This is a genomic window from Amycolatopsis sp. NPDC104587, from assembly GCF_055583645.1.
Genome location: NZ_JBVJNO010000002.1, coordinates 372505 through 391807, shown reverse-complemented (window position 1 = coordinate 391807; position 19303 = coordinate 372505). Strand labels below are relative to the sequence as shown.

General features: G+C 71.9%; 19 protein-coding genes. 11 read left to right on the top strand and 8 right to left on the bottom strand.

The window, feature by feature from the left end:
- The first annotated feature begins 120 nt into the window (after positions 1 to 120).
- From ACZ61C_RS06235 to ACZ61C_RS06220, 4 genes are all read left to right on the top strand, one after another.
- The gene (locus tag ACZ61C_RS06235; RefSeq protein ID WP_465303449.1) at positions 121 to 747 is read left to right on the top strand and encodes a class I SAM-dependent methyltransferase; all 627 of its coding nucleotides are present in this window, start codon (positions 121 to 123) and stop codon (positions 745 to 747) included.
- 209 nt (positions 748 to 956) lie between these two features.
- The gene (locus tag ACZ61C_RS06230; RefSeq protein WP_465303447.1) at positions 957 to 2129 is read left to right on the top strand and encodes a PucR family transcriptional regulator; all 1173 of its coding nucleotides are present in this window, start codon (positions 957 to 959) and stop codon (positions 2127 to 2129) included.
- A 50-nt stretch (positions 2130 to 2179) separates the two neighbouring features.
- Entirely contained in the window at positions 2180 to 2659 is a 480-nt protein-coding gene (locus ACZ61C_RS06225) for a DUF2975 domain-containing protein (RefSeq protein WP_465303445.1), read from the top strand.
- Complete coding sequence (locus ACZ61C_RS06220; protein WP_247056639.1) at positions 2659 to 2865, top strand: helix-turn-helix domain-containing protein; 207 nt, start codon at positions 2659 to 2661, stop codon at positions 2863 to 2865. The genes ACZ61C_RS06225 and ACZ61C_RS06220 overlap by 1 nt, the downstream gene beginning before the upstream one ends.
- On the opposite strand, the gene ACZ61C_RS06215 is transcribed toward ACZ61C_RS06220, so the two are convergent.
- Positions 2862 to 3329: a MarR family winged helix-turn-helix transcriptional regulator gene (locus ACZ61C_RS06215; RefSeq protein ID WP_465303443.1), complete on the bottom strand. Its 468-nt coding sequence runs from the start codon at positions 3327 to 3329 to the stop codon at positions 2862 to 2864. The genes ACZ61C_RS06220 and ACZ61C_RS06215 overlap by 4 nt on opposite strands.
- Positions 3330 to 3397: 68 nt before the next feature.
- On the opposite strand from ACZ61C_RS06215, the gene ACZ61C_RS06210 reads away from it, so the two are divergent.
- The 3 genes from ACZ61C_RS06210 (at position 3398) to ACZ61C_RS06200 (ending at position 4632) form a co-directional block, all read left to right on the top strand.
- A complete protein-coding gene (locus ACZ61C_RS06210; protein ID WP_465303441.1) occupies positions 3398 to 3829 on the top strand; it encodes a RidA family protein in 432 nt (143 codons plus the stop codon).
- A 23-nt stretch (positions 3830 to 3852) separates the two neighbouring features.
- Entirely contained in the window at positions 3853 to 4056 is a 204-nt protein-coding gene (locus ACZ61C_RS06205) for a hypothetical protein (protein ID WP_465303439.1), read from the top strand.
- A gap of 234 nt (positions 4057 to 4290) precedes the next feature.
- Positions 4291 to 4632, top strand: coding sequence for a hypothetical protein (locus ACZ61C_RS06200; RefSeq protein WP_465303437.1), 342 nt, complete (start codon positions 4291 to 4293; stop codon positions 4630 to 4632).
- On the opposite strand, the gene ACZ61C_RS06195 is transcribed toward ACZ61C_RS06200, so the two are convergent.
- Positions 4629 to 5123 carry a hypothetical protein gene (locus ACZ61C_RS06195; RefSeq protein WP_465303436.1) on the bottom strand — a complete coding sequence of 165 codons (495 nt, stop codon included), beginning with the start codon at positions 5121 to 5123 and terminating at the stop codon, positions 4629 to 4631. The genes ACZ61C_RS06200 and ACZ61C_RS06195 overlap by 4 nt on opposite strands.
- A gap of 238 nt (positions 5124 to 5361) precedes the next feature.
- Here ACZ61C_RS06195 and pgfA point away from each other — a divergent pair, with 238 nt between their 5' ends.
- Complete coding sequence (gene pgfA / locus ACZ61C_RS06190) at positions 5362 to 6456, top strand: cell envelope lipid trafficking protein PgfA (RefSeq protein ID WP_465303434.1); 1095 nt, start codon at positions 5362 to 5364, stop codon at positions 6454 to 6456.
- 1 nt (position 6457) lies between these two features.
- On the opposite strand, the gene ACZ61C_RS06185 is transcribed toward pgfA, so the two are convergent.
- Positions 6458 to 7153 carry a class I SAM-dependent methyltransferase gene (locus ACZ61C_RS06185; protein ID WP_465304207.1) on the bottom strand — a complete coding sequence of 232 codons (696 nt, stop codon included), beginning with the start codon at positions 7151 to 7153 and terminating at the stop codon, positions 6458 to 6460.
- A gap of 160 nt (positions 7154 to 7313) precedes the next feature.
- Between ACZ61C_RS06185 and ACZ61C_RS06180 the strand changes: the two genes are divergently transcribed.
- A complete protein-coding gene (locus tag ACZ61C_RS06180) occupies positions 7314 to 8459 on the top strand; it encodes a glycosyltransferase family 4 protein (protein ID WP_465304205.1) in 1146 nt (381 codons plus the stop codon).
- Positions 8460 to 8469: 10 nt separating this feature from the next.
- On the opposite strand, the gene ACZ61C_RS06175 is transcribed toward ACZ61C_RS06180, so the two are convergent.
- From ACZ61C_RS06175 to ACZ61C_RS06165, 3 genes are read right to left on the bottom strand one after another with little or no spacing between them, the layout of a single operon-like run.
- On the bottom strand, positions 8470 to 9540 hold the full coding sequence (locus ACZ61C_RS06175) for a hypothetical protein (protein WP_465303432.1): 1071 nt from the start codon (positions 9538 to 9540) through the stop codon (positions 8470 to 8472).
- Between the two features lie 4 nt (positions 9541 to 9544).
- On the bottom strand, positions 9545 to 9727 hold the full coding sequence (locus tag ACZ61C_RS06170) for a hypothetical protein (protein ID WP_465303430.1): 183 nt from the start codon (positions 9725 to 9727) through the stop codon (positions 9545 to 9547).
- Between the two features lie 3 nt (positions 9728 to 9730).
- Positions 9731 to 11413, bottom strand: a complete 1683-nt coding sequence (locus tag ACZ61C_RS06165; protein ID WP_465303428.1) for an MmpA family trehalose lipid delivery protein — start codon at positions 11411 to 11413, stop codon at positions 9731 to 9733.
- Between the two features lie 70 nt (positions 11414 to 11483).
- Between ACZ61C_RS06165 and ACZ61C_RS06160 the strand changes: the two genes are divergently transcribed.
- Entirely contained in the window at positions 11484 to 12704 is a 1221-nt protein-coding gene (locus tag ACZ61C_RS06160) for an oligosaccharide flippase family protein (RefSeq protein ID WP_465303426.1), read from the top strand.
- Between the two features lie 4 nt (positions 12705 to 12708).
- Here ACZ61C_RS06160 and ACZ61C_RS06155 read toward each other — a convergent pair whose 3' ends face one another.
- A complete protein-coding gene (locus ACZ61C_RS06155) occupies positions 12709 to 16719 on the bottom strand; it encodes an alpha-(1->3)-arabinofuranosyltransferase (protein ID WP_465303424.1) in 4011 nt (1336 codons plus the stop codon).
- Between the two features lie 128 nt (positions 16720 to 16847).
- Between ACZ61C_RS06155 and ACZ61C_RS06150 the strand changes: the two genes are divergently transcribed.
- On the top strand, positions 16848 to 17498 hold the full coding sequence (locus tag ACZ61C_RS06150) for a class I SAM-dependent methyltransferase (RefSeq protein WP_465303422.1): 651 nt from the start codon (positions 16848 to 16850) through the stop codon (positions 17496 to 17498).
- A gap of 29 nt (positions 17499 to 17527) precedes the next feature.
- Here the strand turns inward: ACZ61C_RS06150 and ACZ61C_RS06145 are convergent, their stop codons facing one another.
- Entirely contained in the window at positions 17528 to 19273 is a 1746-nt protein-coding gene (locus ACZ61C_RS06145; RefSeq protein ID WP_465304203.1) for a hypothetical protein, read from the bottom strand.
- Positions 19274 to 19303: the final 30 nt, after the last annotated feature.

The window sequence follows — 19303 nt, the reverse complement described above, 5'->3', positions numbered from 1 at the left end:
AAGAGTAGGTCGCGCACACCCGAACCCACAAGGTGTTGCCCCGATTTTGCCCAAATTTACTCGGTACTTGCACGTATCAATACAGAAGTTGCGCAACCCGACGTCTGGCAGGGTGAACCCATGACTCGTCCCGAAACCGCCGCCGAGGTCTTCGACGCGCTCGGCAAGGACTACGAAACCGCTTTCCGCGCCGCGACCGCGCAGCGGGACACGATCACCGACCTGCTCGAGACGCTGCCCGCGGCCGCGAAGGTGCTCGACCTCGGCGCCGGCACCGGCCGCCCGGTCGCCGAGCGGCTGGCCGCCGCGGGCCACGAGGTGACCGGCTACGACGTCGCCCCGAAGATGGTCGAGCTCGCGCGGGCGCAGGTGCCCGCCGCGCGCTTCGAGCTCGGGGACATGCGTGAGCTGAGCTTCGACGACGGTTCCTGGGACGCGATCACGGCGTTCTTCTCGATGCTGCAGCTCCCCCGGCCCGACCAGGAGACGATGATCGGCCGGTGCGCGACCTGGTTGAAGCCCGGCGGCCTGCTGGTGTTCGCGACCGTGCCGGCCGATGTGGACGGCGTCGACATCGTCTTCATGGGACACCCCGTGCGCGCGAGCAGCTTCGCGGCCGACGCGCTGGCCGAGCGCCTGCGGGCGGCGGGCCTGGAGATCGTGCGCGAGGAGCACGCGGAGTTCGTCCCGGACCACCCCGGCGCCACGCCCGAGCCGCACGTCTACCTGACCGCGCGCAAGCCTTGATGGGTCGATCGTGCCATTGCCGATCCGGCCAAAGGCAGGCCGCCCTTCGAGCGCCAGGCAACCGTGGCCCGAGAGCCATGCGGCCGTAGCTGTGACCGGATTGGCAATGAAAGGCAGAGCAACCCCTCACACCGACGATCACCCGTTGGACATGAATTTTGCTCAAGTTCGTGCATGTCCCCGACCCCGGACCCGAGCTAAAGTGAGGGATGGGCACTCTGGCCGGGCCGGTACCTCGCGAACACCGCGAGCTCGTGCGCGAGATGCTGGCCCGGCTCCCGGAGTTCTCCGACCGCCTCGCCCGGCTGCTCAGCACGGAAGACGAGTTCTACCGCCAGGTTGACGACGTCGCCCCCGACGAGCTGCGGCAGGTCTGCCGCGCCAACCTCGAACGCGCGTTGTCGGCGCTGGCCGAAGGCCGCGGCCTGGCCCTCGACGCCGCCCGCAAGACCGGGCTCGTCCAGGCGCGCCAGGGCATCCCGCTGCCCGCGGTGCTGCGCGCGTTCCGGATCGGCGGCACCTTCGTCTACGAGGCCCTGCTCGAGCTCGCCGGCCCCGGGTTCCTCAACCCGGCCCGGACGATCGAGATCAACTCCTACGTCTGGAAAGCGATCGACCTCTACTCGGACGCGCTGACCACGGCGTACGACGAGGTCGCGGCCGAGCCGTCGCACGCGAACGTGCGACGGCTGGAAGACCTGCTGCGCGGCCGGCTCACCGGCCAGGCCGAGATGGAGGCCGCGGCCCGCGACCTGGGCCTGCCGACCGCGGGGATGTTCGTCGTCGTGGTCACCGAACGGATCGAGCCGGACGAGCAGGACTCCGTCGAGGCGCTCCTGCGGGCGCGCCGCTGGCGTTCGGCGTGGCGGCCCGGCGGCGAGGCGGGGCTGGTGGCGATCGACCGGATCGAGGACGTCCGGCGGCTGCGCGAGGTGCTGGGTTCCCTGCCGCTGGCGGCCGGGATGAGCCGGCCGTTCACCGGGTTCCCCGAGGTCCCGGACGCGCTGCACCGCGCCCGGATCGCCCGCCGGTCGCTGCCGTCGGCCACCCCGGGGGTGGTCGTGTTCGGCGACTCCCCGGTGACGACGCTGGTCGCGGCCGCGCCGGGCATGGCCCGCGAGGTCGTGCGCTCCGCGCTGTCCGGCGTGCTCGCCCTGCCCGGCGCGGAACGCAAGGTCCTGCTCGACACGCTGCTCGCGTGGTTCGCCGGCCACGGCTCGGCGAAGGAGGCCGCGGACCGGCTGTTCGTGCACCCCAACACGGTTCGCTACCGCCTCCGCCGCGTCCAGGACCTGACCAAGCGCGACCTGACGGACCCGGCGGACATCGGCGAGCTGTACGTCGCCCTCGAATCGGTGCGGCTCGAGCCGGAGCCATCGTAAATCGACAACTACCGATTGACTTTCGATAGATAACCGGCGATAGTCGTCGCATGCTCACCGAAAGACGCGCTGTTGCGGCGCTCCGGGCCTTCCTCGTCGTGCTGTTCGGCGTCCTGCTCGTGTTCCAGACGCTCTCCCTGCCGGGCGGGATCGCCTACCAGACGGCGCAGAATCCGCACGACGCGCCGCTGCGCTGGCCGTTGACCGCCATCGCGGTGTTCCTGGTGCTGTGCGTCGAGGTCGTGGTCGTCGCGACCTGGAAGCTGCTGACGCTGGTCAAGAAGGACCGCATCTTCACCACGGCGTCCCTGAAGTGGGTCGACGTGATCGTCTGGGCCGTCGGCGCGGCCTGGCTGGTGGTCGTCGGCATGCTGATCTTCGTCGGCTTCAACGCGGACGACCCGGGGATGCCGATGCTGCTGTTCCTGGTGACCGTGGGGATCACGGTGCTCGGCCTGCTGATGATCGTCATGCGCGCCTTACTGCGCCAGGCGACCAGCCTGCGGACCGACCTGGAAGCGGTCATCTGATGGCGATCGTCGTGCGCATCGACGTCGAGCTGGCCAAGCGCAAGCTGAGTGTCGGGGAGTTCGCCGAGAAGGTCGGGCTGACCCCGGCCAACGTGGCGGTGCTGAAGAACGGCCGCGCGAAGGCGGTCCGGTTCAGCACGCTGGAGGCGATGTGCCGGGTCCTGGAGTGCCAGCCCGGCGACCTGCTGGAGTGGGTGGACGACTAGGCCAGGTCCACCGGTCGCACCCGGAGCTTCGCGGCGATGCGGGCCAGCGCCTGCTGGTCGGCGGCCGTCAGCGGGTCCAGCACCTGCAACACACTCCGGACATGCGCCGGCGCGGCGGCCTCGACCACCGCGAACCCGGCGTCGGTCAAGGTGACCAGCGTGTACCGGCCGTCCTCCGGGTCCGGCGAACGAGCCACCCAGCCGCGCTGCTCGAACCGCTTGACCACATTGGACAGCCGGGACAGCGAACCGTTGGCGAGGTAAGCCAGTTCGCTCATCCGCAGCCGGCGCTCCGGCGCTTCCGAGACGTGGCTGAGCGTCAGGTACTCGAAGAGCGTCAGGCCCGCTTCCTGCTGCAGCGGCGCTTCGAGACGGCCCGGCAGCAGCAGGACGAGCGAAACCAGGCCCGTCCAGGCTTCCTTTTCGGCCGGGTTGAGCCATCGGGGCTCGTCGGTGGACGCCATGGCGGCACCCTACCCGGACCCCCATGACTTCACGCTTGAAGTAAAACCGTGCTAGGTTGACTTCAAGCGTGAAGTCAACCGAAGGGAACACCATGCCGCAGTTCTTCGTCACCCCCGGCTACGGCCCCCGGCACCTCGAAGCCCTGCACTACAGCCAGGCGGTCCGGATCGGCGACCGCGTCGAGATCTCGGGCCAGGGCGGCTGGGACGACGACACCGTCTTCCCCGAGTCCCTCGAGGACGAGATCGTGCGGGCCTTCGACAACGTCGAGCGCACGCTCGCCACGGCGGGCGCCGGCTGGGCGGACGTCGTCGCGGTGGACTCCTTCCACGTCCCGACCGCCCCCGACACCATCGGCGACGACCACACCCGGGTCATGGTCGAGCAGTTCCGCAAGCGCATGGGCGACCGCGCGCCCATCTGGACGCAGCTCGGGGTGACGGCGCTGGGCGCGCCGGGAATGCGGGTCGAGATCCGGGCCACCGCCGTCGTCGGCTGAGCCGGTCGGCCAGACTGGGCCGCGTGAACTTGCTCAAGAGCGCCGGCCGCGGGTGGCGGCGGCGCGGCGGGACGTGGTGGTGGGGCATCGTCGTCATCGTCGTGCCGGTCGCGGTGATCGCCGCCGCGGACCGGATCGAACTGATCAAGACGGGGCTGACGGTCGGCGCCGGCACCGGCGGCGCGGTCGCGCTGGTCCTCAACGGACGGCGCACGTTTCGCGACTGATCAGCCCGACGTGCCGGTTTCCGCCGTGACCGCGGCCGGATTGGTGACGAGCGGCGCAGAACGCGCTCGAACGCGTCGCACAGGACAACCTCGGGCGGCGGCAAACCCGACGAAGACCGGTGTGCGGCGGCCGCTCGTCACCACCCACAGGCTCGGCCTTCGCCCGGTGCCGGCGGGCGTCGCCGCGCAGACCGACCAGACCCGGTAAGAACGCGGGGTCCGGCGCACCGTCCAGTGGATCCTCACCCAGCACCTCAACCCGGCGCGGACCCGAGACACCCGGAACCCACGTTCTGGCCCCACATCGACCTGGACCTCACCGGGGCCACCCTCGTCGAGTTCAGCCTCCTGGGCTACCGCATCTTCGAAAGCACCGCGTGGTTCGGTGACGTCACCTTCTCCGGTGAGGCCCAGTTCTTCGGCACCGACTTCAGGGACGACACGGTATTCGTGCGGAGCTCGTTCGCCGGCAAGGCCGCCTTCGACGGAGCGATCCTCCCGGAGGACCACACCGTCCAAGAGGCGTCCTTCACCCACGCACCCACCTTCGAAGACGCCGAGTTCCGTCCGCGCTAAGCGTCGGCCTCCACCAGCCGGGCCAGGTCGAGCAGCAGGCCTTCGAAGCCGGGACCGGCGGTGAGCGCCACCGTGAGCGGGCCCCCGCGGCGGGCCGTGCCCACCGGGAGCGTCACCGCCGGCTCCGTCCACTGGGGACGGTCCACACCGGCCGAGACGACCACGTCCGGCCGGGCCGGGGCCCGCCGGCGGCCGCCGGCGTCCAGGTCAAGCACCACGTTGCCGTGCAACGAAAGCAGCGCCGCGACGTCGGCGACGGCGTCACGCAGCTCCGGGTCGGCGATCGAGTCCGAATGCGCGCCGATCGCCGCTCGTGACGGCACTTCGTCACGGACGAGCCGGGGCACGAGCACGCCGAGGTCGCCCGGAGTGCAGGCGAGCATGCGGATGCCGGGCACGCCGGCCAGCGGATCGGTGAGGGTGATCCCCGCACTCGCGGCCGCCGCCACGATCCGGGCCCGCCAGTGCGCGGTCGCCGCGATGGCGACCATCGATGGGTCCTGGGGCAAAAGAGGAGTTCTCCTTGGTGGTCCGGCGCGGCGGAGTGAGGATCGTCCGATGGTGGGCCCATGCCCGTTGTGCCCGGGAACAAACATGTTTGGTCGCTTGGTCCGAACGGCCGCGCACATGCCACCTTCCGGTCGCACCGGGTGGCTGTGACCGCCGGTCACACTTTGACGCGCGGCGTGGCGCGGGCCACTATCCGGGCACTGATTACCGCCGGGTAATTTGCGTGGTGTCGACGACGACCCAGGAGGACCGTTGCGACGTGCTTTCGGCCTGATCTTGCTGGCACTGGGCGTGTTTGCGGTCGCAGGGGCAGTGCTCCTCCCGACCTACGTGTACCCCGAGCTCGCCAAGGTGCCGCTCGACCAGGACTCGACGTCGGTGCTGGAAGGCACCGCGAGCAAGGTCCTCGCCGTGACCGACAACGGATCCGGTCCGGTCTCGAACATCCGCGAAGACGCGAAGCTGACCGCGACCGGGCACGTGCAGGCGAACTTCGCCGCGCCGGAGATGCGTCAGGACACCGACTACGCGGTCTGGCTCCTCGCGGTGCAGGTCACCGACGACGCCGACAACACCGTGCTCTCCGCCAGCAAGCGGCAGGTCTGCTTCGACCGGCGCACCGGTGCCGGCTACGAGCCGCACGGCGAGTCCGACCCGCCGTGCGACGCCAACAGCAGCTTCGTCACGGAGCTGAAGGACAAGGCCGACAAGGACGGGCAGAAGCCGCCCGAAACCAACGACTACAAGGCGCAGCCCGGCCTGAACTTCAAGTTCCCGTTCGGCGCCGAGCAGAAGGACTACCCGGTCTACGACGACAACACCGGCAAGGCCGTCACCGCCAAGTACGTCGGCACCGAGACGGTGAACGGGATCGAGACCTACCGGTACGTCCAGGACATCCCCGACACGAAGATCGCCACCAAGGACGTGCCGGGCGCGCTCGTCGGCCGCACCGAGCCGACGGTCAAGGCCGACCTCTACTACCGCGGTGTCAACACGATGTGGGTCGAGCCGGTCACCGGCATCGAGGTCAAGCAGCAGCAGCAACAGCACCAGGAGCTGCGCACCCTCACCACCGCGACGATCGTGTTCGACGGGACGCTCGCCTACAACGGCAGGACCATCGCGCAGATGGTCGACCAGGTGGACGCGAACAAGGGCAAGCTGGAGTTCCTGTCCAGCACCGGCCCGCTCTGGCTCGGCATCGGCGGCGGCGTGCTGATCATCGCCTCGCTCGTGGTGCTGTTCCGGCGCCGGCGCCCCGAACCGCCGGCGCCGCGGAAACGGCGTCAGGTGGTCTTCGCCCAGACCTGATTCACCGCCGGCGCAACACCAGCACCAGATTCCAGGACGCGATTTCCCGGAGGCCGGGAATCCGCACGATCCACATCGCCCAGCTCGGGTGGTAACGCGGATACCCGGCGACGACGTCGGCGAGCGGCGTCGCCTTCGCCCAGCGAAGCGCGGCGCCCACCGAAACGGGGAACAGGCTTTCCCCGAATTTGTTCTTCGGCTGCTTCCCGAGTTTCCGGAGATAACGCTGCCGGGCGTAGTCGCCGCCGAGGAAGTGCCACGGCGCCGTCTCGTGGCCGCCCCACGGGGAGTACCACGGCGTGAACGACGCGAAGACCGTGCCGCCGGGCTTGGTCACCCGGCACATCTCCTCGAGCATCACCCACGGCTCGGCGACGTGCTCCAGCACGTTCGACGAGTAACAGACGTCGACGGATCCGGTGCGCACCGGCAGTTCCGTGCCGCTGGCGCGGATCATGTTCTCGCCGGGCTCACCCCGCGCGGACAGCTCGCCGACGTCCGGGTCGAGCCCGAGGTACACCGCGCCCGCCGCGCGGAAGGCGTCCGAAAAGTACCCGGGGCCGCCGCCGACGTCGAGGACCGTGCGGCCGGACAGCGGAGTGTGCGCGGCCAGTTGCCGCACCGAATCGGCGGCCAGCGCGGAATAGAAGCCGTCCGGGTCGGACTGTTCGGTGAGGAACGTGCGGAACAGCGTCACGGAACGGCGGAGCGTCGCGCGGTGCGGCTGCCCGGCCACGGGGGAAATCCGATTGCCTACCATTGAACCGTCGCTTTCCCGAATACGTTCCTCTACTGTGTACGCACCGGTAACCTAGCATCGTCGCTAACGTTTGGATAACCCGATGGAACGACCTCGAGTGCTCCTCGTCAACTGGCGCGACACCGGCCACCCCGAAGGTGGCGGGTCCGAGCGGTACGTCGAGCGGATGGCCGAAGGGCTCGCGAGAGCGGGGTACCGGGTCGAGATCCAGTGTGCCGCCTACCCGGGCGCGACCGACGGCGAGTGGCGTGACGGCGTCCGCTACCGGCGGCGGGGCAACAAGTTCGGCGTCTACGCGCACGCGCTGCGGGCGATCCGCCGGGCCCGCGCCGACCTCGTGGTGGACGTCCAGAACGGCATGCCGTTCTTCGCCCGGCTGGTCGCCGGCTGTCCCGTGCTGGTGCTCGTGCACCACGTCCACAAGGAACAGTGGATCAGCGCGCTCGGCGAGGTGCTGGGCCGGGCCGGCTGGTGGATCGAGTCGCGGCTGGCGCCGTGGCTGTTCCGGAAGTGCCGGTACGTCACGGTTTCCGAGGTCACCAAGGCCGAGCTGGCCGGGCTGGGCGTCGAGCGCGCGCGGGTGAGCGTGGTGCCGAACGGGCTCGACGCGCCACCGGTGTGCGTGTCCGAACGGGACGCTTCGCCGACGCTCGTCGCGGTGAGCAGGCTGGTGCCGCACAAGCGGATCGAGCACGCCATCGACGTCGTCGCACAGCTCGCCCGGCGCTGGCCGGAGCTGCGGCTCGAGGTCGTCGGCCAGGGGCCGTGGGACGAGGTGCTGCGCGCGCACGCGGCGTCGCGCGGGGTGACCGACCGCGTGGTCCTGCACGGCTGGGTCGACGAGCAGGCCAAGCACGAGGTGCTCGCGCGGTCGTGGCTGCACCTGTGCCCGTCGGTCAAGGAGGGCTGGGGCATCGTCATCATGGAGGCCGCGGCGCACGGGGTGCCGTCGGTCGCCTACCGGTCGGCGGGCGGGGTCGCCGAATCCATTGTGGAGGGCCGCACCGGCCTGCTGGCGGACGACTTCGACGACTTCACGGCCCGGGTCGACGGCCTCCTCGCCGACGGCCTGCGGCGCGCGGAGATGGGCCTGGCCGGAGCCGAGCGGGCCGGCCGGTTCAGCTGGGACGCGAGTGTCGGCGAGTTCGCCTCGCTGGTGGAGGACGTCTCCGGGCGGCCGGCGCCGCGGCCGCGGGTCCTGGTCCCGGCCCGGGTCCCGGAGCTCGCCCAGCGCCATGAATGAGTCACGCACGTCAGTGCCGCGGTGCCTGCTCCCGCACCGCGTCCCGGAACTCACCCAGCAGCCGCGCGGCCGCCAGCGCGTCGAAGTCCTTGCGGCGGGCGCGGACCGTCACCGTCGTGGTGCCGCCGGTGGTCGCCGCGCCGAACGCCACTCCGGACCGGCCGCTGGCCGCCGGGTAGAACGCCAGTGAGCGCACGGTGTCCCCCGTGGACACCACGCCCAGGTTCGACATCAGGAACGTCGAGCCGAGCCGGCTCGCCAGCAGGCGCGTGCCCAGCCGGGCCAGCCGGCTGCTGCGGGCCGGGAAGTCGGGCTCCGGCGGCTGTTCGTGCAGCACCGTCGCCACGTCGCCCGCCGCCGGGTGGTTTCCCAGCCGCAGCCGGAAGAACGCGCTGTCGTGCACGGGTTCCGGTGCGGCGCCCGGCCGCCACGACGCGCCCAGCGCCGCCACGATCCGGTCGGCACGCTTCCGGTGGGCCTGGTTCCAGCGTTCGGTCGTGCGGGCCGCCGCGGCGACGAACCCCGCGGCGCCCAGGCGCACCCGCTGCTCGTACGCGGCCGCGAAGACGTCTCCCGCGGCCGGAGCGGCCCGGTCGGGAGCAATCCGCGCGGGCGGCGTGAAAAGCGCTTCAGCGAGCCGCTGGACGGCGGAGACGAGGAACGCCTTGCCCGCCACGCGTTCGCCGATCCCGGTCGCGCCCGAGGACACCGGGACGTCGAGGAGGATGCCGAGCAGGGCCAGCAGGCCGAGACCGTCGAGCGCGCCGTGGTGTGCCGCGACCAGGAGCGTCAGCTCGTCCACACAGACGGCGACGCGAACCAGCGGATCGGCGCGTTCGTAAGGCGCGACAGCGAACCGCTCGCGCACGGCGGGCAGGTCGGCCGAGGTGGTCAGCTCGATTTCGGGCAGCACACCGAGATGCGGGTGCTGCTGAGCGGCGGCAGCCAGCCGCGAGCGGAGCTTCTCCGGGTCGGGCACGGCCGTGCCGAGCTCCGCTTCGAGGAGGATGCTCCAGGAAACGGTGGGGTCGCCGTAGAGCCCGACGACGCGGTGCGCGTGGTCGGAGGCGAGCCGGGGCACCGCGTCAGCGGTTCCCGTAGAGCTTGGCCGGGTGGTCGGCGGGGTTGTACTTCAACGGCGCGTTGAGCTTTTCCTGCACCTGCGCGGTGCTGTCCGGATCCGCGCCCTTGGTGAGTGCGAAGCCCGCCCCCGTCGCCAGGCCGCCTCCGATGATGACGGCGGCGACCACGCCGATGACCGTGCCCACGTGTCACTCCTTCCGCGGCGGGGAACTCCTGCCGCGGCCCAATGTACGCATCGGTAACATGCGGCACAACAGTGCGACGCACAGCAACCCGAGCGCTACTCCGTTCGCCACCAAGGCGGGCGCCCACACGATCTCCTTCACCGCCGGCACACCCGGGGTCCGGTACAGCGTCAGCCAGTCACCCGACCACACCTCCGTCGCGCCGTCGAGCAACCGCGTGTCGACCTCGCCGGGTGTCCCGTGTTCGACGAGGACCCAGCCGATGCCCGCGTCGGTGAGCTGCCGCGCCGACGTCGCCGCGCGGACGTCGCCGATCCTCGGGTCCTCACCGGCGATGCGTTCGGGACCGACCTGCAGCGCGTCGTCCATCAGCACCGGTTTCGGCAGGACGCGCGGCGCCGGGTCGAGCTGCGTGCGGCCGTCGTTCCAGGCGAAGCCGCGGAACGCCGAGAGCGGCAGCGCCAGCACGTCACCCGGCCGGTCACCGAGCACTTCGGACACTGCCTGCCAGTCGGGCGGGTACTGCGCGGTGCCGAGCCGTCCCCAGCCGCCCCAGGCCAGGTCCGGCATGGTGAGCAGCGGGAAGACGACCGCCGCGGTCACCAGCGCGGCGCGGCCGCCCGCGGTCCGCAGCTTCGCCGCGGCGACCTCGATGGCCAGCGCGAACCCCAGCGAGAGCGGCAACGCCCACCAGGCCACCCACTTCTGGGCGTCCCGCAGCAGTCCCGCGCCGGGCACGTGCCGCGTCGCGAAGTCCAGCAGCGTCGTCCCACCTGGCAACGTCGCCAGGGACGCCAGGAGCACCCCCGCGACGCCGAGCAGGACCAGGGCGCGGACGGGCGGGGTCCCCCACCGCGCGGCGAGCGGGCGGAACCCGGCGACCGCGATGGTGACGACCACGAGAACGAGCACCGGGATCAGCGGCATGCTCCGGCTGCCCGGCACCGTTTCGGCGTTCCAGATGCCCCCGAGGCCGAGCACGCTGAGCAGCGCGGGGCCCCAGCTTTCCGCGCGGGCGCTGAACGCCGCGACGCCGGCCGGGTCGGAGAACGTGCCGCCGGTGTTGAGGAACGCCGGCACCAGCCACGGCAGGTTGAGCAGCAGGGAGAGCGCGACCGTCTGCCGGATCCGGCGGGGGCCGGCCGCCACGATCGCGACGGCGGCCGCGAGCACCCCGCCCGGCGGTGTCAGCACGGCCGGGGCGCAGGCGAGCACCAGCCTCGGCAGGGCGTTCGGCTCGTGGTCACGTGCCGACAGTCCCGCCCGGACGATCCACGGCAGGCACGCGTACGTCAGCAGCAGCGGCCAGTGCCCGATGAACAACCGCTCCGCGACGTACGGCGTCCAGGCGTACGCCGTCGCGGCGACGAGCCGGGTGCCGAGGTGTTCGGTCGGGACGAGCCGGCCGGCGCCCTGGGCGGCGAAGAAGATGGCCGGCAGCAAGACGATCTTCTGGACGACGTCTCCGGGCACCACGGTGGTCACGAGCGCGACGACGGCGTCGGCGGGGACCGAGCGCGGCAGCACGGCGCCGAGCCCGAAGGCGTCCGGCACAAAATACTGCCGCGGCGCGAATACCATGTCGTAGCTCAGGACGAACCCGCGCCCGAGCAGGGGCGCGCAGACGGCGAACGCCAGCACCGCGGACAGCACGGGGAGCGCGAAGCGTCTGCTCGGTGTGTCCACTGCCCTTCCTTTCCGGTGCGGGCACGGTTATGGTGCCTGGTCATTACCCGCCGGTAACGGGAGCCCGCCGTTGAGCGTAGACACCGAAGTGCCGACGCGGACGGGCAACCGGGTCGCGGCGATCCTCGTCTCGCTCGCGCTCGCGGGCAACAACGCCGGCAGTTACGTGCTGAGCCTGGTGGCCGCGCGGCTCCTCGCGCCCGGCGCGTTCGGGGAGCTGAGCTCGCTGCTGGCGGTGCTGGTGATCGGCGTCGTCCCGGCGATGGGCCTGCAGACGGTGGTCGCGCTGCGCGTCGCCCGCTCGCCGCAGCACACCGGCTCGCTGTTCGCGCTGGGGCTGATGACCAGCGCGATCGTCGCGACGGCGGCGTTGACGCTCAGCCCGTTGCTGGTGCTCCTGCTGCACCTGGGCTCCCTGGCGCCGGCGTTGCTGCTGACGGCCTCGCTGGGGCCGTTGACGCTGCTCGGGCTGTTCCACGGGCTCCTGCAGGGCGGCCACCGGTTCGCGACGCTGGCCGGCCTGATCGCGCTGGAGGGGGCGGGCAAGGTCGGCGGTTCCCTGGTAGGACTGCTGGTTTCGGGGTCGACGACGGGCGCGCTGGCCGGCACGGCGATCGGTTCGCTCGCGGTGGTCACGGCGGGCTGGCAGGTCTGCGGCCGCCCGCGTCCCCGGTGGTCCGACCGCCACGGCGCCGAGGTGCTGCACACGGCCCAGGCGATGCTGGCGCTGGTGCTCCTGGTGAACCTCGACCTGGTCCTCGCGCGGCACACGCTTCCGGCGGCTTCGGCCGGCGAGTACGCGCTGGGGGCGATCGTCACGAAGATCGCGTACTGGCTGCCGCAGGCGGTGGGCGTGCTGGTGCTCCCCCGGTTCGCGCTGTCGGCCGGCCGTCGCCGGGTGCTGCCGGTGGCGCTGGCGGTGTGCGCGGCGCTGGACTCGGTGGTGCTGCTGGTTTCCGTGGTGCTGGGCCCGTCGCTGCTGGCGTTGATCGGCGGCGGGAAGTACGCCGGGAGCACGATGCCGGTGTGGCCGTTCGCGCTGGCCGGGTCGATGCTCGCGCTGGTGCAGATCCTGTTGTACGCGCGCCTGGCCGACGGCGACCGCCGCGTGACGGTGCTGATGTGGGCGGCGGTGGCCGTGGAGGCACTGCTGATCACGGCTTGGCTGCACGCGTCGGCGGCGCAGGTGGTGACGGTGGCGGCCTGCTGTGCCGGCGGGCTGGCGGTGGCCGGGGTGGCGCTTGAGCTGCGAGCGCGCCGGTCTGCCGCGGCCGTCGTGAGTGGTAATTAGGGTTCTAACCCGAATTACCACTCACGACATCTTTGCGGGTGAACCAGTCCACACAGGTCGACACCATCGCGGCCGCAGCCAGTAGCAACGCCGCCTGCGTCACCGGCCCGTAGGCCCACTCCTGCCCGTGCCCCAGCACCCGCCCGAACACCGACACCACCACCGCCACGACCACCCCGCCCACGGCGACGTACCGCGGCGCCCGCTCGGAGAACTGCCGCGCCAGCAGGCACCCGATCAGCAGCACCACCGGCAGCATCCCGCCCAGCGCCACGAGCAGCCCGATCAGCACCACCGGCACCAGCGACCCGCCTGGAGCCACCGCGAAAACCTTCCGCCGGGCCGGCCAGAACACCCCCACCAGCAGCAAAAGCACCGCCAACGCGCCGATCAGCAACCCCAGCCGGTACGAAGAGTCCGGTCCGAACGACAGGGACACCACCCCGCCCGCGCCGGCCGGGACGATCCACGCCTGCTGCCAGCCGTCGACCCGGGTGCGGGTCAGCTCGCGACCGTCCAAAGTGGCCGTCCAGCCCGCGTTCGCGTTCTCCGGCACCGCCAGCACGGCCTCTTCGCCGGGCGCCACCGTCACCGACCGCGACGCCGCGTCCCACTTGCCCACCTGGACCGCGCGGTGCACGGCCGGCGCCGCGGTAGTCGCCGGACGCAGCCAGAGGTCCTGCACCACGAACGACTCCGACCGGTCCGTCCGCAGCTCGTGCCCGCCGGCCGGGAGCACGATCCCGCCCTCGGAGTCGCGGCACATCCGCAGCTGAAGCGGCCGGTGCGCAGTGATGTCGGCCAGCGTGCCCTGCACCGACGTCCGGTAGTCGAGCCCATCGAGGTGGACGTTCGGCCCGGACCCGCACGGCACCGTGAACGCCGGGTCCGGCCCGGGCAGCAGACCGTCCGTTCCGGACAGTGAGAGGTTGCCGATCCCCACCGCCGAGCGGGCCGTGGGATCGTCGTCGTCCCCGGGCAGCACGATCTGCAGCTGGTCGGTGTCCAGCGGCTCGAAGCTCGCGGACCCGCTCGCGTCGAGCTCCACGGTGCGGTTGCCCGTGCGGCCGATCAGCTGCACCTGCCGCGGCACCCGGGCCCCGCTCGAGGGCGAAACCCCGATGTGCAGACCGGAAATCCGCTTCGGCCCGGTCCACCCGAGGGTCAGCGTCGGCCGCAGGTCGGTGATGTCGGGCCGCCACGTCGTGCCCGCGTCGCCGTCCACGGCCGCGAACCCGCCCGCCGCCGGGTCGCCGCCGAGCTGTGACGTCGAAGCGACCGAAACCCCGGGCAGCTGCACCGGGTTCTTCCCGCCCCCGGCGGGCAGCACCGAGCCGCCGACCAGGAACGTCTGCTCGGCCGTGGTGCTGAAGAGCCGCCGGATGCCGTCGGGCTCCTCGCCGTCGCGGGCGGCGGAGGCGTCGCACCGCACCGCGCCGTCGGCGGGCAGGCACGCGTACCGCGGTGACGCGCCGCGCGTGAAGGCGAACCCTGGCGCCGGGCCGGCCGGCAGGTCCGCGGGCACCTCCAGCGCGCGCTGCGGCTGGGTGCCGGGAATGGCCAGCTCCGCGATGCCGACGTTCCCGTCCTGCCGCCCGACCACCAGCGACAGCAACGTGATCCGCACCTTGCGCGTCACCCCGGCGGCGACGGAGTAGCTGTGCGCTCCGGCGCCGCGGACGACCTGCTGGTCGACCGAGCCGTTGTCGGTCGTGATCCGGACGCGCGTCGCCGGCCAGCCCACCCGGATGTCGTCCACCATCTGCAGGTCCACCGAGGTCACCAGCCGCGGGGTGTCCAGCTCCACCTCGAGCCACTGCCCGATCGGCCCGGTGAACGACGACGAGTGCCACGCCGTGCGCGGGTCGCCGTCGATCGCGGCGAACGGCTGGTGCCCCGGGTCCGAGCCGCCGAAGGCGTCGGCGAACGACGCGGCCGTCGACGCCGTCACCGAGCGGATGCCCCGGTAGGCGGCCACGGTCTGGTGCTCCTGCCCCGGGAACGGCAGCACGTCCCCGGCCGCGCGCTGCTGACGGTAGGCCTCGCCGGCGGTCAGCGTCTGGCTGAGGTTGTCCCGCACCCCGCCGACGTTCCGCTCGGCGCGCCGCAGGCCGTCGGTCACCAGCCGGGGCCCGCCGGGCGAGCCGCCGTCGCCGGTCAGCACGGTCGGCGTCGCCGGGTCGAGCTGACCGGAGTCGATCAGCGGCAGCAGGTTCTCCGGCCCGCCACTGACCGTCGGGACGTCCTTTGTGGACGTCGCGGTGGCGAGCGGCACCTTCTGCCGCACCTCGTAGACCTCCAGCGGCCCGAACTCCGCCGCCTTGCCGATGCCCGGCGATCCGGCCAGCCCGGCGCGCAGCGTGGCGATCGGCGGAGCCGTGGTCCGTTCCCGGTCGATGTCGTTGCGCAGCAACAAGAACCGGTAGCCCGACCGCGCGAGCAGCGCGGCGAGCCCGGGATCACCGCGGCCGTCGGCGAGCGCGGCGTCCACGGAGTCCATCAGGCGTGTATTGCCTTCGGACCCCAGCGGCACCTGGTTGCGGACCGCCCACGGGCTCTTCGCGATCGCCTGCGCGGGCTCGTCGACCGTGCGGCCCCAGTCGTACTCGCCGAACCCGGTGGCCGGCAGCATCAGCGTCCGCGCGTTCGGATCGGCCTTCGCGACGTAGTCCATCGCGTTGTGCCAGTAGGCGGGCACCTCGTCCCAGCCCGGGCCGGACCGCAGGTTCAGCAGCCACGCCGGCGCGGCCATCACCAGCACCAGCAGCAGGCCGAGCACGGGCCGCAGGAACCGGCGCGCGGACTTCAGCCGGGCCGGGCTCGAGATACCGTGCACGAACGCCAGCATCAGCGGCAGCCGCAGCACCGGCTCGAACTTGTGGACGTTGCGCAGCGGGGCCAGCGGCCCGTCGAGCAGGTGCCGGACCTGCTCGGCCAGCGGGCTGTCGAGCGTGCCGACGTACCCGATGGTCAGCAGGGTCAGCCCGGTGAGCACACCCAGCACCAAGAACCGCCGCTCGGGCAGCCCGCGCCGGGTCAGGCCGAACAGGCCGACGCCCGCGACCAGCCCGGTCGCGAGCATCAGCACCGGGTTGTCGATCAGCGACCAGCCACCCGGCCACCACGGCGTGCCCTGCACGACGTAGGCGACCCACTGGTTGGTCCCGCGCAGCACCTCGAACAGCGACGTCGGCGCGGTGGTGTTCGTCGCGGACTCGATGTAGTCCAGGAACGGCAGGCTGTACTCACCGAGCAGCAGCAGCGGCAGGATCCACCACAGCGTCGCGCCGAGGACGAACACCGTCCACCACAGGACGAGCCGGACGTGCTCGCGGGTCCACTTCCGCGTCAGCAGCCAGAGTCCCGGCAGCACGAGCGCCATCACCACCATGGCGCCGTTGACCCCGCCCATGCACAGCACGGCCAAGGCGGACAGCCCGGCCGCGCGTCGCGGCGAGCCGGTCCGCCCCGCCCGCACCAGCGGCACCAGCACCCACGGCAGCAAGACGGCGGGCAGCATTTCCGCGGACAGACCACCGATTTCGGTCAGCATCCGCGGCGCGAGCGCGTACCCGAGCGCGCCGATCAGCCGCGTGCGCTCGGTGCCGATCTTCATCGCGCGCGCGAGCAGCAGCGCCCCGCCGAACGCGGCCGACAGCAGGATCGCGCCCCACAGCCGTTGCGCGATCCACGCGGGCATCCCCGCGGCCTGGCACAGCGCGAAGAACGGGCCCATCGGGAACAGGTAGCCGTACGCCTGGTTCTGCAGCTCGCCGGCGGTGGCCTCGGGGTTCCACAGGTGCAGCGCGCGGCCGAGGAACGCGAGCGGGTCGACGGCGAGGTCGAGCTTCGTGTCGAACGTCGTCTTCCCCGGCATCTGCAGGAACGACAACGTGGTCAGCGCCAGCACGATCCACGTGCTCGGGCGGCGGAGGAACGCGCCCATCGAGAACTTCCGGGCGCCGCCGGAGGGCGGGGCGTCGTCCCGGGCTCGTTCGCGAGTGGCGGTTACCATCCGGTAGATACTAGGCCGAAACCTGGCTACCATGTGCCGACGATTTTCCTCGAGTCCCCCGAACTCCTGGCAGGTGCGCCATCTCGTTCGAAGACGCCTGGGCTCTGGCCGAGCCGGTCAAGGGCTGGATGACGCGCGCGCAGGGCGAAGCGCTCTGGCACGCCGCGTGCCGGCTGGAGAAGGGTGACGTGGTCCTGGAGATCGGCAGCCACCAGGGCAGATCCACGATCGTGCTGGGCGCCGCCGCCCGCACGGTGGGCGCCACGGTGATCGCCGTCGACCCGTTCGTCGACGGCCGGCTCTTCGGCGGATCGCCGACGCGGCAACTGTTCGAGCGCAACATCCGCCGGGCCGGGCTGGACGACGTCGTCGAGCTCGTCGCCGGTTACAGCACGGCACTGCGTCCTGACTGGGACCGGCCCTTACAGCTGCTTTACATCGACGGCAAGCACGACTACTGGACCTACACCGACGACCTGCGCTGGTCGGCGCACCTGCCGCCGGGCGCGGAAATCCTGGTCCACGACTGTTTCTCCTCCATCGGCGTCACCCTCGGCACGGTCGCGAAAGTCCTCTTCGGACGGCGCTACACCTATGTGGACCGGGCGACGTCGCTGGCGCGCTTCCGGCTTTCGCCGCCGTCCGCGGCGGACCGGCTGCGGGTGCTCGCGCAGCTGCCGTGGTTCGTGCGCAACGTCGGCATCAAGGTGCTGCTGCGCCTGCGGTTGCGGCCGGTGGCCCGGTTGTTCGGCCACGACAGCCCGTACGACCCCTACTGATGTCGTGAGTGGCAATTCGGGTTCTAACCCTAATTACCACTCACGACGGGTTTCCCGACCTCCACCTTCGCGACGCACACCGGCGCGCCCGCACTCGACAGCCGCAGGTCGAGGTGGTCGAACAGGCCGTCCACCGGCAGGTAGAGCGAGTGCAGCCCGGCCTGGAACCAGACGGGGGTCCGGTCCACCAGGCCTTCCCCACCGTCCGAAGTGTAGTAATCGATCTTCAGCAGGTACCGGCCGAGCACCGGGGTGTCCAGCGCGACGCGCGCCGTCGCCTCGCCGACCGCCGTTCCGCAGTTCGGCACCGGGCCCGCCACCCCGCGGGAAACCGGTTCCACGCCGGTGATCCGGTGCGGCGTGCCGGTCGCGTCGAGCTGGTGCATCCGGCTCGTAGGCTGGTCGAAGTGCGTGCCGGGCAGCAGGCCGACCACCCGGGACGCGCGCGAGTCCGCGCCGAACCACTCGTGGACCACCTCGGAGGGCACAAAAGTGTCGTAGAAAACCAGATCCGGGTCCTCGGCGACGGCCGCGCGCACGTGGGCGACGTACTGTCCCGAATGCTCGAACCGCAACGGCGGGGAGAGCCGCAGGAACCCCACGGCGGAGCCGGCGAGCAAAAGCACGCACACCACTACCGCGATCGGCCGTTCACGCTTTCCGCCGGACGGCGCAACTTCGCCGCGGGGCAGGAAAGCGAACCCTCCACAAAGGGCGGCCGCCAGCACCAGATCGGCGACGTACCGGGGATCGTCGCCCGCGGCCGGCCCGACCTCCTTCATCCGGGTCAGCGCGAGCAGCCCGACGTCGACCGCGAACAGCGCGCCGAACAGCAGCCACGCGCCTCCCGCGCGCCGCCCGCCGGCCCGCACCCCCGCGACCACCAGGGCCAACGCGACCGCGATCAGCAGCACCACCACCACGAACGGCGACGGCGCCCAGGTCGCGCCCGGGCCGGGGCCGGACCAAGGCCCGCCCGCGAGGCCCGGCAGCAGCGTGTCCCCGACCATCCGGCCGGTCAGGTCGGCGACCGTCCCGGCCGACAGCGGCGACGCGCCCGCGCCGACCTGGCTCGACGTCAAGGCGAAGAAGACGGCGACGAACGCCACCAGCAGGCCGGCGTGGCCGAGCCAGTAGCGGGCGCGCTCCCGGAAGGACTGTCCGAGCAGGACGGTCACCCCGGCCAGCAGCACCGGGATCACCGCGGCCTTCTCGTAGAACGCGAGCCCGAAGAGCGTCCAGGCGAAGGCGCCGATCCACCACCGGCCGCCGTCGGCGAGGTAGCGGACGTGGGCGTGCAGCGCGCCGGCGGCGGCGAGCACCACGGGCACCAGCTGGACTCCGAACGACCACCACAGCGTCGGCACCAGCAGCAGGGTCGAGGCGCTGAACACGGTGAACGGCACCAGGATCGCCCACCGGGCGCCGAAGCACCGCACCAGCAAGCACCAGAAGAACACCGCGGCGAGCGCCCGCATCAGCAGCAGCGGCACCATCAGCACGGCGAAGTTCAGCGGCGCCCAGGCCGTCAGGACCGCGGCGAGGAAGAACCCGCCCGGCTGCAGGTGCCCGTGGTAGTCCTGGAAGAGGAACCCGAGGTCGAACGGCCCGGCCGCGGCGGCCCGGTAGGTGACGACGAAGTCGTCCTGGGCGAAACTCCCGTGCAGCGCGGCCCACGCGTGCAGGGCGAACGGGACCGCACCCGCGACGAACGCCACGAGCACCAGCGCGGACGGTCTTCGGCGGGCCCGTGCCGCGGGGTTTTCGGTCTCCAGCACCCCCTGCTTTGGGGGGTCCAGGGGGGC